The sequence below is a fragment of the Rhizobium sp. 10N427 genome (genome assembly GCF_056394605.1).
The window spans coordinates 18,428-35,225 of sequence record NZ_JBFTID010000025.1; the positions used below are offsets into that span (position 1 = coordinate 18,428).

6 protein-coding genes are annotated in these 16,798 nt (G+C 63.0%); 4 read left to right on the forward strand and 2 right to left on the reverse strand.

What is annotated here, in order from left to right; translation table 11 throughout:
• Positions 1-45 precede the first annotated feature (45 nt).
• Both AC1DIJ_RS29625 and AC1DIJ_RS29630 read right to left on the reverse strand, forming a co-directional pair.
• Positions 46-1,272: a polysaccharide pyruvyl transferase family protein gene (locus tag AC1DIJ_RS29625; protein WP_112390119.1), complete on the reverse strand. Its 1,227-nt coding sequence runs from the start codon at positions 1,270-1,272 to the stop codon at positions 46-48.
• Positions 1,269-2,699 (reverse strand): hypothetical protein, encoded by a 1,431-nt coding sequence (locus tag AC1DIJ_RS29630; RefSeq protein ID WP_477831739.1) that lies wholly within the window; start codon positions 2,697-2,699, stop codon positions 1,269-1,271. Before AC1DIJ_RS29630 ends, AC1DIJ_RS29625 begins: the two co-directional genes overlap by 4 nt.
• Before the next feature lie 144 nt (positions 2,700-2,843).
• On the opposite strand from AC1DIJ_RS29630, the gene AC1DIJ_RS29635 reads away from it, so the two are divergent.
• The 4 genes from AC1DIJ_RS29635 (at position 2,844) to AC1DIJ_RS29650 (ending at position 16,776) form a co-directional block, all read left to right on the forward strand.
• Positions 2,844-3,701, forward strand: a complete 858-nt coding sequence (locus AC1DIJ_RS29635) for a glycoside hydrolase family 16 protein (RefSeq protein ID WP_310294078.1) — start codon at positions 2,844-2,846, stop codon at positions 3,699-3,701.
• A gap of 282 nt (positions 3,702-3,983) precedes the next feature.
• Entirely contained in the window at positions 3,984-5,903 is a 1,920-nt protein-coding gene (locus tag AC1DIJ_RS29640) for a non-ribosomal peptide synthetase (protein WP_162706069.1), read from the forward strand.
• A complete protein-coding gene (locus AC1DIJ_RS29645; protein ID WP_112390121.1) occupies positions 5,900-13,981 on the forward strand; it encodes a non-ribosomal peptide synthetase/type I polyketide synthase in 8,082 nt (2,693 codons plus the stop codon). The genes AC1DIJ_RS29640 and AC1DIJ_RS29645 overlap by 4 nt, the downstream gene beginning before the upstream one ends.
• Positions 13,981-16,776, forward strand: a complete 2,796-nt coding sequence (locus tag AC1DIJ_RS29650; protein WP_112390122.1) for a condensation domain-containing protein — start codon at positions 13,981-13,983, stop codon at positions 16,774-16,776. The genes AC1DIJ_RS29645 and AC1DIJ_RS29650 overlap by 1 nt, the downstream gene beginning before the upstream one ends.
• Positions 16,777-16,798: the final 22 nt, after the last annotated feature.

Sequence of the window (16,798 nt, forward strand, 5' to 3'; positions counted from 1 at the left end):
GCCGGAATGGTTATTTTCAATATTGGTGCAGAATAAATCTCATTTTTATACGTTATGTACCAATTTATTACGTTTTTTGGAGCGGGAAATCGTGTCTGGCCGGTTCAGCCCAAATAAAGTCGAGCACACATTCGTTAGTGCGGACCTGGCCGCAGTCACTTGTTCGTGATGGACCCCGGAAGAGAGACCTTCCTGATCTGCGCGAATGACCATTGCGGCAATCCCGGCGGGGCTGGTTCCAGCGGCGGCGAAGGCGCCGGAGCGGTTCATCTCACGGAAGAAACCCTCGACCTTGCCATCCCAGGCAAGGCCCACCGCCGGGATACGCATGGCGTGTGCGGCGATGCAGGCATGCAGCCTGTGGGCAGCGATGACACTGTTCTGCCTGAGGATCGCCAGCAGCTGCTGCGGATCGCGCGGGCGGTCGGCCAGACGCAGCGTCCCGGCGGTGCCGATACCGGCAGCCCTGCATGACGACAGCACGGTTTCTGCCAGCTTCTGGTCTTCGCCGGCCCCATTCGAAAACAGAGTGACGCGGTAACCGGCGCCGGTCAGATGGCTGATGAGTTCGCTGTAATCGGAGACCGTGGTCAGCGGAATGGAGAGCGCCGGGCGCGAAGCGTGTCGTGCCAGGATCTTCGGCTCGGTGACGCAGAGGCCGACGGATCTATGGACGGCAGGAAGATCCCCCGAAACGAGGCTTGCGGCGAGCAAGCCGGGGTCGGGCTCGATCTGCGGCACCGGGCCTGAGGGAAAATATTCGAGCCAGTTGCGATAGGCGAAGCCGTCACGGACGGAGAGATGTGCAAGCCGGGTGTCCTGCAGCCGCCGGAACAGGCGTTTTGCCGGTTCTGACCAGTGCGGGCCGACGCCGACGGCATAGATGGCAAGGGGCTTTCCCTGCCGTGCGGCGCAATCGAGCAGCGTGCCGACCTTCAGCGGAAAGTTCAGGTCGTCATCCTGAAACAGATTGCCGCCGCCGAGAATGACGGCATCGGCGGCCGCGATCTTCGCGTCCCAGATGCGGCTGCTTTCGCGCAACTGTTTGGCCAGTGCCTTCGAGACGATGGCGCGGCGCATCGGCGCGGGGAGGTGGCGCAGGATATTGAGGATCAGGCTGCGGTTCCTGCTGGTGCCGACGGCGGTGCGCCCGGCGAGATCGAGCGTCTCGACCTCTATGCCTTCGGCGCGCAGCGTGGTTTCGATGCAGTCGGCCAGCAGGCCGTCTCCAAGGTTCTCGCTGTATTTGACGTTGAAGACGACGATTTTCATGAGTGAGCCTGTGCTGCGTCCTGGCTGCTTCGGAAGCGGAAGGCCGGTGCGGCCTGTGCCGGGCGGCTGAGCGCCCGCGGCAGCGTCAGGGCTGCGACGCTGCCTGCGAGGATATAGAAGGTGAGGCCGAGATCGTAGACGGTGCCCGAGATGGTGGCCGTCACCAGCACCGCGAAGAAGCCCAGCTTGGCGGCGCGCACGGCGGCGATATCTTCCGGACGCTCGGCATCATGCTGCGGCAGGCGCGCCAGGACGACGGCGAGCGAGAAGATCACGAAGATCGCCGTCCCGGCAACGCCGAGGTTCGACAACAGCACGAGCACGAAGCTCGATGCGCGGGCGCTGCCCAGTCCGGCGCCGAAGCCATAGGTATTGACGAAGCTTTCGTAGGCGACCGAATTCCACATGAACCGCTCGCGGCCTGACTGGCTGTCGGCCTTTGAGAGGACCATTTCGTCGAGGAAGTCATGCAGGCCGGTGGCGAGATCGGGAAGCGCGACAACAACAATGACCGCCAGAAGCGGCAGGGCCGCAGCACCAAGGGTGATCGCCAGTGCGTGGCGGCCGCGGATCGCCCGGATCAGCAGGAACGGCATGATTGCCGCGACGCCGACGAGGGCGGTTGCCGATGTCGAGAGCAGCAGCGAGGTAAGCAGCGCCAGGGAGAGGATGCCGGTGATCTTCTTGCGCACGCCATCCAGCCAGAGGCTGGAGACGGCGGCAAACAGCACCAGCGTATAGTCGGCAAAGGCGGATGCTTCCGGGAAGGTTCCGGAAATACGCTTCAGTCCGCCTTTTTCCGAGGCGGTCAGCAGCGCGTAGTTGGCGGTGTGCACGAAGCTCATCAACCATTCGGTATGCGAGTAATAGGTGATGATATCGGCGACAGCGAAGGAGAGGTCGACCACGGTCGTCACGATCAGCGCGGTAACCAGCGAGGTGGCGATCCCCTCGCGGCGGAACCAGGCAAAGGTGCAGGCAAAGCAGAGCAGCCCACCGACGGCATAGACTGACTGGGTGATATTGTTGGACGAGAAGCGCAGCGGCTGCAGCGCGATGAAGCTGCGCGCGCCGACCTGGCGCTCGACGATCATCGTCTCGGCCATGCCCTGGAACAGCCGTGGGAAGAAGACGGCGGTGACCAGTCCGAAGACGGTCAGCGCCAGAAGATAGAAACCGATCCTGGAGGGTGCGAAGGCCGCCAGTATCCGGCCTTCGCCGCAGCTCATCAGCACGCGGATGAAGAAGAAGACCAGGAAGAGATTAGGAACCAGAACCGATGCGCCGCCGAGACCCGACAGGTTGAAGGCGGCGGCAGAACCGAAAACCGTCGAAACGAAGATCAGCAGGAACGACCAGACCGGCGGCATGTAAAGTGCCGCCGCGCCCAATACCAACGTCAGAAATCCCATGATCTGAAAGTGCATGGAAGTCGTTGCCCAGCCCTATTTTCAGAAACAGTAGCATGCAGGAAAGCACCGCGTATTTACGCCCGCGGCTACTTCTTTCGGGCAGGGGCTCGGCCGAACGTGGTTCTTCACCCGGTTTCAGGGTCTGCCTATCGTTGCGCCATGTTCAATATATTCAAGACATCTCGCAACGAGCATCTGACCGGCGGGCGGCGTCCGTTGCTGCTGGCCATGTGCGCGGCTGCGCTCGCTGCAACCACGGCGGCACCGATCTTTGCAGACGATGCGGCGTCCGGCGATACGGGCGACGCTCTCGACCTCGACAAGATGAAGATCACCTTCGCCGACGAGTTCGACGATCTCAGCGTCTCGGCCTGGGGGCCGGGAACGCGCTGGATTGCGCATACGCCGTGGTCGGGAGATTTTGGCGGCGCGCGCTTTGCCAATCCCAAGGATGGCTTCCCGTTCACCATCGATGACGGTGTGCTGCGCATCGAGTCCTCGAAGGACGGCGAGGGCGAATGGCGATCGGGGCTGCTTGCCTCGGTTGATCCAAAAGGCAACGGCTTTGCGCAGCAATACGGCTATTTCGAAACGCGCGCCCAGCTGCCGACCGGTCCGGGTCTGTGGCCGGCCTTCTGGYTGATCGGCAAGGACCGCTCGAAATCGACGGCCGAGATCGACGTCATGGAATATTACGGCGACAAGCCGGACGGTTATTCGTCGACCGTGCATGTCTGGTACAAGACCGGCGAGCATTATTCGAAATTCTCGCGGATCAACGCCTTCCTGAAGGCCAAGCCCGGCGACTTCCATACCTATGGCGTGAAGATCGACCCGAAATACATCCGCATGTATTTCGACCGGAAACTGGTCTGGAAGACCGAGACGCGGCCCGAGCATCAACAGCCCATGTATGTGCTGCTCAACCTCGGCCTCGTCGATAATGTGACGAAGGCCAGTGCACCCGATCCGTCGCATATGTTCGTCGATTACGTGCATGTCTACGGGCTGCCCTGAGCGGCAGCTTGGAAAGCAGGTCAACAGCACCAGAAATGGATAGCGGGAGCGGCAGAGATGCCGCTCCCGCTGCGTTTTGCCACCAGCGGCAAACCTAATTCTTTCGGCTAGGTCCGGTGCGGCCGCCTAGCCCTTTGCGGCCACTCCTCTACACCCTCTACCGCCAGATGGCGCCGATTTCATCCCAATGATCATCTGGCGGAATCCCTGTGAAATGGGAAGGTCGGCTCACGGATGCCGCTCAGCAGACACCCGCCAGCGGGGTATGAAGGGGAAAAGGCGATGACGGGCCTTGCTTACACAGAAACGGCCGAGACGCAGGACATCGGCCACTACGACAGGGATCGCGGACTGCCGGCGATCGTCCACGGTCATGCGCTCAGAAATCCGGCCGCTACCGCGCTGGTTTTCGGCAACAGCCAGCTGAGCTATGGCGAGCTCGATACCATTTCGGATGCGCTCGCCGTCATGCTCCAGGAGCGCGGCGTGGTCCGCGGCGATGTCGTCGGGCTGCTGCTTCCCCGCAGCCTCGAAACCGTGGTCTGCATGCTGGCCATTCTCAAGGCGGGTGCCGCCTATCTGCCGCTCGATCCGGCCTATCCAGCCGAACACCTCGATTATGTGATTGCCGAATGCGCGCCGAAGATTATCTTCGCCGAGACGTCCTCGGTTCCGAAGCTGGCGCTGATCCCGGGTCTCGAGACCAAGACGCTGGATGCCCGCGCGGCGATTGTCGACGCTTCGGCCGCGCGCCCTGCCGCTCAGCCGGCCGGCCAGCCCTGCGGCTGCGATGCCGCCTATGTCATGTTTACCTCCGGCTCGACCGGCCGGCCCAAGGGCGTTGTCGTCCCGCATCGCGGCCTCAGCAATCTGATCCTCGATCAGCGCCACAACATCCTCACCACCAAGGATGTGGTGCTGCATGCGCTGACGATCTCCTTCGATGCATCGATGCTGGAAATCTGGAGCGCGCTGCTGAACGGCTGCAAGCTGGTCGGCATGCTGGATGTCAATTTCTCGGTCAGCCGCCTCTGCGAGCTGATCGAAGAGCATGGCGTCACCTTCCACGCCTCGACGCCGGGTCTCTTCAATCTCATGGCCGACTACGGGCAGGAGCGCATGCAGTCGCTGCGCCATGTCATCTATGGCGGCGATGTCGGCTCGGTCACCCATTCGCTGCGCTTCATGCAGTCGCATCCGAATTGCCGCGTCTCGAATGTCTATGGACCGACCGAAGCGACTGTTCTCGTTACCGCCTATTCGATCCCTGCCGATTTCAAGGGCTCGGAGCTGCCGATCGGCAAGGCGATCGCCCATACCGAAATCCGCATTCTCGACGACGAGCTCCGCGAAGTCGCCTACGGCACCGAAGGGCAGATCGCGATTGGCGGCGATGGCCTGGCGCTCGGCTATTTCAACCGCCCGGAGCTGACGCGCGAGCGTTTCGTCATCGTCGATACGCGTGACGGCCCGGTACGCTGCTATCTGACCGGCGATCTCGGCACGATGGACGCTGATGGGATGGTCTATTTCCGCGGCCGTCGCGACCGGCAGGTCAAGATCAACGGCAAACGCATCGAGCTCGACGAGATCGAGACTGCGCTACGCAGCGACACCCGGCTCGCCGAGGCGGCCGTCGTCTGCCAGGTGATGGGGCCGGAACTGAAGCAGATGATCGCCTATCTCTGCCCGCGCGAGGATTTGCGGGGTAGGGACCAGGAACTGACGCGGGACGTGATGGCTGCTCTGCGCGGCCGGCTGCCTGCCTTCATGATCCCGAATTCTATTGTCGTCATCGATGAGATGCCGCTCACCCGCTCCGGCAAGATCGACCGTTCGAAGCTGCTTGCACCGCCGCCCGAAGCCGTCCCCGGCAGTCTCGACATCGCCGCCAAGAGCGGCGGCGAGGCAATGCTGACGCGGCTGTGGCGCGAGGCGCTCGGCAACAAGCCAGTCGATGCCGACACCAATTTCTTCGATCTCGGCGGCACCTCGCTGCAGCTGATGCAGGTGCACGCGCGGATCGAGGCCGAACTCGGCCGTGCGATCCCGGTCGTCCTGCTCTTCAAACATTCGACGATCCGGGAACTGTCCCGGTTCCTGGACGGCAAACTCGACAGTTCGGCCCGGGGAACCGCCGCAGCCCAGCGCGCCGAGCAACAGCGCAACAATATGGCTCGCTTCCGGAGGAATACGAAATGATGGGGGATCGCGGGGGCGATGCTGACGAAGCCTTGCAGGACGCCGGGCAGATCGCAATTGTCGGGATGTCGGGACGGTTTCCGGGGGCCAAGAACGTCGATGCGTTGTGGCAGCTGGTAACATCCGGCCGGAATGCCTTTTCCAAATTCACGCAAGAAGAACTCGAGGATTCGTTCACGGACGAAGAGCGGGCTCTTCCGAATTTCGTTCCGGCACGTCCGAACCTGACCGATGTCGACATGTTCGATGCCGAGTTCTTCGGGATGTTTCCGAAGGAAGCCGCCGTCACCGACCCGCAGCACCGGATCTTCCTGGAAATCTGCTGGGAAGCGCTCGAGGATGCGGCCTATGATCCGGCCGCCTATGACGGCCTGATCGGCGTTTTTGCCGGCGCTTCGATGCCGACCTATCTGATCAACAACATCCTCCGCGACCGGGCGACGGCCGAGGAAATGACCTCGAACTACCAGATCGGCTTCTACCAGCAGATCGTCGGTTCGCTGAACGATGCGCTGGCAACGCGCATCGCCTACAAGCTCGACCTGCATGGTCCGGCCTTCTCGCTGCAATCGGCCTGCTCGACCTCGCTGCTCGCCGTATCTCAGGCTTGCCAGAACCTTCTTACCTATAGCTGCGACATGGCGCTGGCCGGCGGCGTGTCGATCACGCTGCCGCAGAAGCGCGGCTACATCTACCAGGAAGGCGGCATGGTGTCCGCCGACGGCGTTTGCCGCCCGTTCGATGCCGATGCCACCGGCACCGTATTCGGCAGCGGCGCCGGTGTCGTGGTGCTGAAGCGTCTGGAAGATGCCCAGCGCGACGGCGACGACATCTACGCCGTCATCCGCGGCTATGCCGTCAATAATGACGGCTCGGAGAAGGTCGGCTTCACGGCACCGAGCATTGCCGGTCAGGCGAATGTAATCTCCTCAGCCATCGCCAATGCCGGCGTCGATCCGGAGACGATCGGCTATATCGAATGCCACGGCACGGCGACACCGCTCGGCGATCCGATCGAATTCGGCGGCCTCAGCGAAGCCTTTTCCGGCATTGCCGGGCACCGGCGCAATGTTGCGCTCGGATCGGTCAAGGGAACGGTCGGCCATCTCGATGCGGCCGCCGGTGTCTGCGGCCTGATCAAGACGGCTCTGGCGCTGAAGAATGCCAAGATCCCGGCAATGCCGAACTTCCGGGCGCCGAACCCGCGCATCGATCTTGCCAACAGCCCGTTCTATATCCTGAGCGAGACCGCCGACTGGCCGGTCTCCGAGACGCCGCGTCGCGCCGGTGTCAGCGCCTTCGGCGTCGGCGGCACCAATGTTCACGTCGTGCTGCAGGAAGCCCCGGTTGCCGAGACGGTGCCGGCCGAAGGTCCCTTCATCATCCCGCTGTCGGCCCGTTCGCCGGAGGCGCTTTCGGCGATGCGCGGCAAGCTTCACGCGCATCTTGAAACCCACCCGGACACGGCGCTCGCCGATGTCGCCCACACGCTGCAGAGCGGCCGCCGCACCTTCAATCACCGCAGCGCCTTTGCTGCCGGCAGCCGCGACGACGCGATCGAGCGGCTGAAGTCGGAGCGCTATACCTCGATGGTGGCCGAAGACGCGGCACCGCCGATCGCCTTCATGTTTCCGGGGCAGGGCGCGCAATATGTCGGCATGGGTGCAGCGCTCTACAGCCGCGAACCCGAATTCACCCGCTGGATCGACCGCGGCGCCGAGCTGTTGAAGATGTCGCTGAATGCGGATCTGCGCGAATATATCTGCCATTCCGGAGCGGTGACGCAGGCGATGATGGACGAGCAGCGCGAGACGCAGATCGCCCAGCCTTGCCTTTATCTCGTCGAACATGCGCTGGCCCGCCTCTGGATGAGCCGCGGCGTACGCCCCTTCGCGATGATCGGCCACAGCGTCGGCGAGTTCGTCGCCGCAACGCTTGCCAATGTCATCTCCTTCGAAGATGGCCTGCGCCTGGTCGCCACCCGCGGGCGGCTGATGCAGAACCAGCCGCATGGCGCCATGGTTTCGGTGCGCTCCGATGTCGATACGGTCTCGGCCTTTCTTCGCGAAGGCGTCGAGATCGCTGCCGTCAACGCGCCGAAGCTCTGCGTCATCTCCGGCACCTTCACAGCCGTCGATGCCGTCTGCGCCTCGCTCGACGGGGCCGGGATCGCCTATAGCCGCCTTCACACCTCGCATGCCTTCCATTCGGCGATGATGGACAATGCCGCCGATGCGCTGCGTGACGAGACGGCGCGGGTGACCTACGGCACGGCGACGCTGCCTTACATCTCCTGCGTCACCGGCGACTGGCAGACCGGCGAACGCGGCACGTCCCCGGACTATTGGGCACGCCACTGCCGCGAAACCGTTCGCTTCTCGGCCGGCCTCGAAACGCTGTGCCGCGGCGTCAAGCCGGTGCTGATGGAAATCGGCCCCGGCCGGGCGCTCTCGACCTTCGCATCGCAGACGCTGCCCAAGGAAGGCGTTGCGACGATCATCCAGTCGCTGCCGGAACATGACCGTGCCGACGCTGCCGCCGAAACGCTCGGCGAAGCCGTCGGCAAGCTGTGGATGGCCGGCTGCAATATCGACTGGCAGGCATGGTCGCATGGCGGCAGCAAAACGCACCTGCCGACCTATCCCTTCCAGCGCAAGCGCCATTGGGTCGATGCGCCTCCTTCCACGCGGCGGGCAGCAACAACTGCCCCCGTACAAGCCCAACCAGCAACCGTATCAGCCCCCGCTGCGGTGACGGCATCCGTCGCCGGAGTTCAAGAACTGCAAACGCAACCTACCGGTGAGAGTAAATCCATGACCGTTTCTTCCGTTGTCGATCGTGTTCCTGTTCTCGAAGCCTCGCTGCTTCGGATTTTGAGCGACATCTCGGGTGAGTCGCTCAGTGCGAACGAGACTGCTGCGACCTTCCTCGAACTTGGCTTCGATTCACTGCTGATCGGCCAGTTCGCTCAGAAGGTGGAGCGCGAATACAAGGTCAAGATCTCGTTCCGCGAGTTGCTGAGCAACATCCCGTCGATCGCCGATCTTGCCCGCCATCTGGACCGCGAAATGCCGGCGCAGGCCGCACCTGTTGCCGCCGTTGCCGCAGCCCCCACCGCAGTAGCCGCACCGGCACCGGTTCAGGCTGCCGCACAGCCGGTGATGATCAGCGCGCTGCCGCTTGCCAACCCGCTCTCTGCCGCACCCGGTAGTCTCGAAGCCCTGATGCAATCCCAGCTGCAGGTCATGCAGTCGCTGTTTGCGCAGCAGATGAGCCTGATGCAGGGCGGCACGGCGCTGGCCGCACCCGCGCCGGTGCAGAGTTTCGCGCCGGCCGCTGCCGCAGCACCCCAGCCGGTCGAGGCCGCACCGGCGCCTTCAGCGGCACCCGCTGGAGAAGGTGCGTCCGCCGATGCACCGGTGGAATCCCGGCGCATGAAGCTCTACAAGCCAGGCACGAAGAGCACCGTCAACGAGCTCTCGCCCGAAAAGCGCCAGTTCATCACCGATCTGATCGCGGCATACGAGACCAAGACGCGCCGCTCCAAGTCCTCGACCGCCCGCTACCGCCGCCGTCTCGCCGATCCGCGCACCGCCTCCGGCTTCCGTCCGGAATGGAAGGAAATGGTGTTCCCGCTGGTCTGCGACCGCTCCAAGGGTTCGCGCATCTGGGATATCGACGGCAACGAATATATCGATCTGGTCAACGGCTTCGGCCAGACGGCCTTCGGTCACGCACCTGATTTCGTCGTCCGCGCCGTCAAGGACCAGGCTGACGATGGCTTTGCGATCGGACCGCAGACGCCGCTCGCCGGCGAAGTGGCCGACATGATCGCCACGCTGACCGGCCATGAGCGCGTCACCTTCTGCAACACCGGCTCGGAAGCCGTGATGGCCGCCATGCGTCTTGCCAGAGCGGTCACCGGCCGCGACAAGATCGTCGTCTTCTCGAATGACTATCATGGCCAGTTCGATGAAGTGCTGGTCAAGGGCCGCAACCGCGCCGACAATCCGACGGCAATTCCGGTTGCCTCGGGCATTCCGGCGGCGTCGGTTTCGAACATGATCGTGCTGCGCTACGGCGCTGCCGAAAGCCTCGAATATATCCGCTCCAACGCCGACGATATCGCTGCCGTGATCATCGAGCCGGTGCAGAGCCGCCATCCGGAACTGCGCCCGGTCGAGTTCGTCCGCTCGCTTCGCCAGATCGCCACCGATGCCGAATTCGCGCTTGTCTTCGACGAAGTCGTCACCGGCTTCCGCGTCGATCCGGGCGGCATGCAGGCCATCTGGGGCATCAAGGGCGATATGGCGACCTACGGCAAGGTCATCGGCGGCGGCATGCCGATCGGTATCCTGACCGGCAGCAGCCGCTTCATGGACGCGCTCGACGGCGGCAACTGGAATTATGGCGATGACTCGGTTCCGATGACGGCACCGACCTTCTTCGCCGGCACCTTCGTCCGCCATCCTCTGGTTCTGGCCGCTATGCGTGCGGTCATCGACCATATCAAGGGCGATGGTGCCATTCTTTATGATTGGGTTGCCGAACGCACCCAGGCGCTGATCGCCGAAATGAACGCCGACCTTGCCAAGCGCGGCATCGGCATTGTCATCCAGGGCTACAAGAGCTGGTTCATCACCGATTTCGGCAGCGAGGATCCACTTGGCTCGCTGATCTATGCCCATATGCGCCTCAACGGCATCCATATCCAGGAGGGTTATCCCTGCTTCCTGACCACGGCGCATGTCGAAGAGGACTTCAACGCCATTGCCGCCGCCTTCCGCAAGAGCCTCGATGCGCTGCAGGGTGTCGGCATCCTTGCGCCGGCGGAGCGCAAGACCAACGGCGCTTCCAACCCGTTCTACAAGTCGGAGAGCGAAAGCCAGCCGAAGCTGCAGTCCGCACCGCTGACGGAAGCGCAGAAGGAAGTCTGGCTCGCCGCTCAGGCCGGTGACGAAGCCTCCTGCGCCTTCAACGAATCCTTCCTGCTGACGCTGGAAGGCGAGTTCGACCATGCGATCTTCCAGCAGGCGGTCGATCGCGTCACGGCACGCCATGACGCGCTCAGCATCCGCTTTGCCCGCAGCGGCGAAAGCTTCGAATTCATCCCGAACTTCCGCCTCGAAGTGCCGCTGATCGACATGTCCGGCGACAGCGATCCGGACGCTCGGCTGCAGGAAATTCTCGACGGCGAGGCGCGCACGCCCTTCGATCTGGTCGAGGGCTATCTTGCCCGGGCCGCCATCATCAAGCTTGCCAAGGACAAGCATGTCTTCGTCTTCACCGGCCACCACATCATCTGCGACGGCTGGTCGCTGAATATCTTCGTCGGCGAGCTGTCGACCGTCTATTCGGCAATCAAGGAAGGCACGGACGTGGCGCTGCCGAAGGCTATGTCCTTCGCCACTTATGCGACGCAATATGCGCCGACCACGGAAAGCTCGGCTGCGACCGAAGCCTTCTGGCTCGATCAGTTCAAGACCATTCCGGGCCTGCCGGAACTGCCGCTCGACCGTCCACGCCAGGAGCCGCGCACCTTTGCCGGTGGCACCTGCACAGGCTTCATCAACACCAAGTACTACAAGGCGCTGAAGAAGGCCGGGGCGAAGTCGGGGGCGACATTGTTCTCGACGCTGCTTGCCACGCTGCAGGTCATGGTCTCCCGCCTGTCGGGCGAGCAGGATATCGTCATCGCCATTCCATCGGCGGGCCAGACGCTTGCCGGCGACGACGTGCTCTTCGGCCATTGCGTCAATCTTCTGCCGCTTCGCCAGACCGTCGATGCGCATGAAAGCTTCCTGACGCATCTGAAGGCCACCCAGCAGCTGGTGTTCCAGGCTTTCGAAAACCAGGGCTATACCTACGGCACGCTGGTCCGGAAGCTCGGCGTCAAGCGTGACGCACGCCGCCTGCCGCTGACTGAAATCCAGTTCAATCTGGAACGTGTTGCCGGGGGCGAGAGCTTCGGCGATCTGAAGGCGCAGATGGCGCCGAATGCCAAGGCCTTCTCCAACTTCGACCTGTTCTTCAACATGATCGAAGGCCGCGACGGCGTGCGCATCGACGTCGACTACAATGCCGATGTCTTCGACCGCGAAACGGTCGAGCGCTGGATCGGCCATTTCGATACGATGGTCAGTGCGCTGGCCGACGATTTGACGCTGCCGATCGAGAACGTGCCGATGCTGACGGCGGCCGAACGCTCCTGGCTGATCGGCGGGCTCAACGACACGGCCGCACTCTACGACCAGGAAGAGCTTGCTGTCTCGCTGTTTGCCAAGCGCGCTGCCGAGCAGCCCGATGCAACGGCGGTCCAGTATGGCGCCGAGACCATCAGCTACCGCGACCTCGAGGCCCGCTCCAACGCCCTTGCGCTGGATATCCAGATGGCTGTTCCGCAGCCCGGCCAGCGGGTAGCGCTGCTCTGCGAACGCTCGATCGGCATGGTTGTGGCTCTGCTTGCGATCATGAAATCGGGACATGCCTATGTACCGATGGATCCCGGCCATCCCGTCGAGCGCCTGCGCCAGACGATCGATGCGGCCCGGATCGGCGGCATGGTCTGCGACAGCGACGATCTGGCGGCCCTTGCCTCGGGTGTCCCGGTTATCCGCCTCGACAAGCCACAGACCGCATCGATGACGGAGGCAGTCCTAAAAAACTCCGTTGAGGCCGGCGCGGCCGCCTATGTGATCTTCACATCGGGTTCGACCGGCGTGCCGAAGGGCGTCGAAGTCTCGCATGGCGCTCTGGTCAACTTCCTCTTGTCGATGCAGCGCGAGCCTGGCTTCACGGCCGATGACAGCATCGTTGCCGTTACGACGATCTCCTTCGATATCGCGGCGCTGGAGCTTTACCTGCCGCTGATTTCGGGCGGCAAGGTCATCATCGCCGATCGCCAAACGGTTCAGGACGGCTTTGCGCTGGTCGATCTCGTCAACAAGAGCGGCGCGAATGTTCTGCAGGCAACGCCAACCCTCTGGCAGATGCTTGTCGAGGCCGGGCTGAAGAACAAGCCTGCTCTCAAGATGCTCTGCGGCGGTGAACCGCTGCCGAAGGATCTGGCGAAGTCGCTGCTGTCGATCGGCGGCGAGCTCTGGAACATGTACGGCCCAACTGAAACCACCATCTGGTCGTCCGTCCAACAGGTCACCGATGCGGCAAAGCCGATCACGATCGGCCATCCGATCGCCAATACGCAGCTCTACATCCTCGACGATACCGACCAGATCGCACCCATCGGAGTTACCGGTGAGCTCTGCATCGGTGGTGACGGCCTGGCGAACGGCTACTTTGACCGTCTCGACCTGACCGAGAAAGCCTTCGTCCCGGTTGCCTTCGATCAGGGCAAGCCACAGCGTCTCTACAAGACGGGGGATGTCGGCAGGCGTCTGGTGGATGGTTCGCTGCAGCTGCTCGGCCGCCGCGACCAGCAGGTCAAGCTGCGTGGCTTCCGCATCGAGCTCGGCGACATCGAATCCGTCGTCGGCCAGGTCCCGGGGATTGCGCAATGCGCGGTGGTGGTTGCCGAGAACGACAAGGGCGACAAGTCGCTGGTTGCCTATGTGGTGCCGGCAGCAGGTGCAGGCGAGCCGTCTCCGGCAGAGCTTGCAGCCCATGCCAAGGCCAAGCTGCCGGGCTACATGGTGCCGTCCTTCTGGGTGCCCGAAGCCCAGCTGCCGCAGACGGCCAACGGCAAGCTCGACCGCAAGACCTTGAAGCTGCGGGGTGTGCCGAAGCGTGAGGCGCAGATCATCACCGTGCAGCCGCGCACCGAGATGGAGCGCAAGCTGCTCGCCATCTGGCAGGATGTTCTCAACCTTCCGGATGTCGGCGTCGAGGACAACCTCTATGCGCTCGGCACCGACTCGCTCGCCATCTTCCGCATTGCGGCCCGCATGCTGGATGCCGGCCTGCCGCTCGAAGCCAAGCACCTGCTGCGCCATCCGTCGATCGCCGAACTTGCGGCCTTCGCCGAGCAGCAGGACGTGATGAGCCAGACGGCGGCGCAGTACCACGTCCCTTCACTGAAGGATTTCCGTAATGGCGCACGCCGCGGCTTGGGGAGAGCATGATGAGCGCATTCGAAAAGACACCTGCGCAGCCTGAGGACGGCCAGCAGATCATCGGTGAGTTTCCGTGCACGCAAACGCAGCTGCGCTGCTGGATCCTGAACCAGCTCAATCCCGGCAATCCGGGGCTGAACGTCGCGGTGCGCTGGGAAATCCGCGGGAACTTCAAGGCGGCAACACTCGAAGCGGCATTCCGCAAGATCATCCAGCGCCATGAAGTGTTGCGCACCAGGATCGTCGAAAAGGACGGCCGCCCCTATCAGCAGGTCGTCGATAGCGTCGACTTCAAGATGCCTGTGATCGATCTGCGCAACATGCCGCCGGAAACCCGCAAGAGCCGCGTGCCGTCGATTGGCGAGGAAACCGCGCGGGTGCCCTTCGATCTCAGCAAGGCAGGGCTCTTCCGCGTCACCCTGCTGATGATGGAAAACGATGTCGGCGTTCTCCTGATCACCGCGCATCAGAGCTGCTTCGACGGCTGGTCTATCCGCGTGCTCGGCCGCGAACTGGGCGAGATCGCCTCGGCAATCGATGCCGGACGCCAGCCCGACGTGCCGGAGCTTGCCCTGCAGTATGGCGACTACGCGCTGTGGCAGACCGAATATCTGGCGAGCTACGGCTTCGAGACGGAAAGCACCTTCTGGCGTGAAAAGCTGACGGATGCGCCGTATTTCGAAGTCTCTCCCGACCGGCCGCGTGGCCCGGTCAAGACCACCAGCGCCGACCTGATCTCGGTCCTGCAGCCGATGGATTTCGGCGACAAGATCGATGCCGCCGCGCGCAAGGCACGCGTCTCGCTCTACAGCTACGGCACCGCGGTGATCAGCGCCATGCTGCAGCGGCTGACTGGGGAAAACTGCGTGCTGTTCGGCTCGAACGTCGCGGGACGCGAGGATACCGACCTTGAAAACCTGATCGGCGTCTTCATCAACACGCTGGTCCTGAAATACGACATGGGCGGCGATCCGACCTTTGCCGAGCATATCCGTTCGTCGAACGAGATGCTGGAAGGCGTTCTCAACCATCAGCGCATGCCGTTCAACGAACTGGTCGGGATGATCAATCCGCCGCGCGATCCGTCGCGCAATCCGCTGATCTCGGTCAATTTCAACCTGTCCAAGGCTTTCCTCGAAGACCGCCGCTATGGCGAATTCGAGTTGATCAGCGCGCCATCGCAATCGCCCGGCGTCATCTACGATCTGAGCTTCATGATGGTCGGCCGTCCGAGCGGCTGGCGCATGTCGATCGAATACAACACCGATCTTTTCGACAAGGAAACCATCGAGCTCTTCCTGCGCTATTGGAAGGAGACCTATGATGCGGTGCTTGCCAATCCCGACATGCCGCTTTCGGCACTGACAGTGCCGCGCCGCGGGGCTGCTCCGGTTGCGGTTCACCGCTTCGATCCGCATGATGTCGAGGGCGTGCTGCGCGCGCATCCTTCCGTCGGCGAGGCTGCCGTCGTTTCCGGCGGGGGGCAGATCGGCTCGCAGGCCTTCGTCGTTCCGTCGCCGAACTGCGAGGATGCGCTCGACCGGCTGCCGGCGATCCTCATGCGCCATCTGGAAGCGCATATTCCCGGTGACAAGCTGCCGAAGGAAATCAGCGTGCTGATGCGGCTTCCGAAGTCGGCCGATGGATCGATCGACCGTTCTGCGGTGCGTCTGCCGGCATCCGCTCCGGCCAAGGCTGTCCAGGCCGTTGCCACCGGTGGCGCCGCCATGAAGGCTGATCCGGAAAAGATGGCGGCGGTTGCCGCCCTCTGGAAGCAGATCCTCAATGTTCCCACGGTAGCGCCGGAGAGCGATTTCTTCGCGCTTGGCGGTCATTCGCTGCTGGCGCTGCGGATGCTTGCTGCCGTGCGCGAAAAGTTCAACGAAAAGCCGAACCTCGAGCTGCTGTTCCGCGAACCGACGCTCGAGCGGTTCACCGCATCGGTGTTCGGCGTGTCGACGGCGCCTGTGAAGGCAGAGGTTCAAGCTCCTGAAAATCCCTGGGAAATGATCACCTGCAAGCCGGGAACGGGAACGGAAGCGGTCTATACGCTGAATCACCCGTTCCTCTACTACCGGCTGGCAAGCGAGCTGCCGGAAACGGTCGCGGTCTACAACGTCAACATGTTCAACGCGCGGCTCGATGATGCGCTGGAAAGCAAGTCGTTCGAGGAGATTGCCGCCCTTGCCATCGACGCAATGCAGATCCCGCCGCAGGTCACCTCGGTTTCCATCGTCGGCCTTTGCGTCAACGGCGTTCTCGCCTTCGAGATCGCCAGGCAGCTGCGCGAAGCGGGCAAGAACGTGCAGTTCACGGCGATGATCGACGCCTGGGCGCCGGGCTATTTCCGCTCGCAGCCGAAGTTCCGCCAGAAGCGCTGGACGATAGAGCGGCGCGTCAAGCGGTCGATCTACTTCACGCAGAAGGTGCTCGGTGGCCGCATGCCTGTCATCGATTACCTGAAGGAGTTCAACGTCACGCTCGGCCTGCTGCGTCTCTTCGGCGTCCGCAAGGGCGAGTATTCGCCCGAGGAAGTCGCCAATGAGGCGGTGACCGGCCTGCTGGTCCGTGCTTCCAGGCAGTACAAGCCGGCGCAGACGCAGGATCCGTCGATCGTCTTCCTGCGTAGCCAGGCACATCACCCGCGGGCCCGCAAGTTGCGGTTCGGCTGGGGCGAGGCGGTTGCCAAGGATACGGCATGCGTCGATCTCAGCGGCTGGCATGAGGACTCGCTCAGCAGCGACGGCATCCGCGAACTGGCTTCGGCAATCTCGAAGAAACTGCAGTCAGCAGATCAGAAATGACCCGCAACCCGTTGAAACGGAG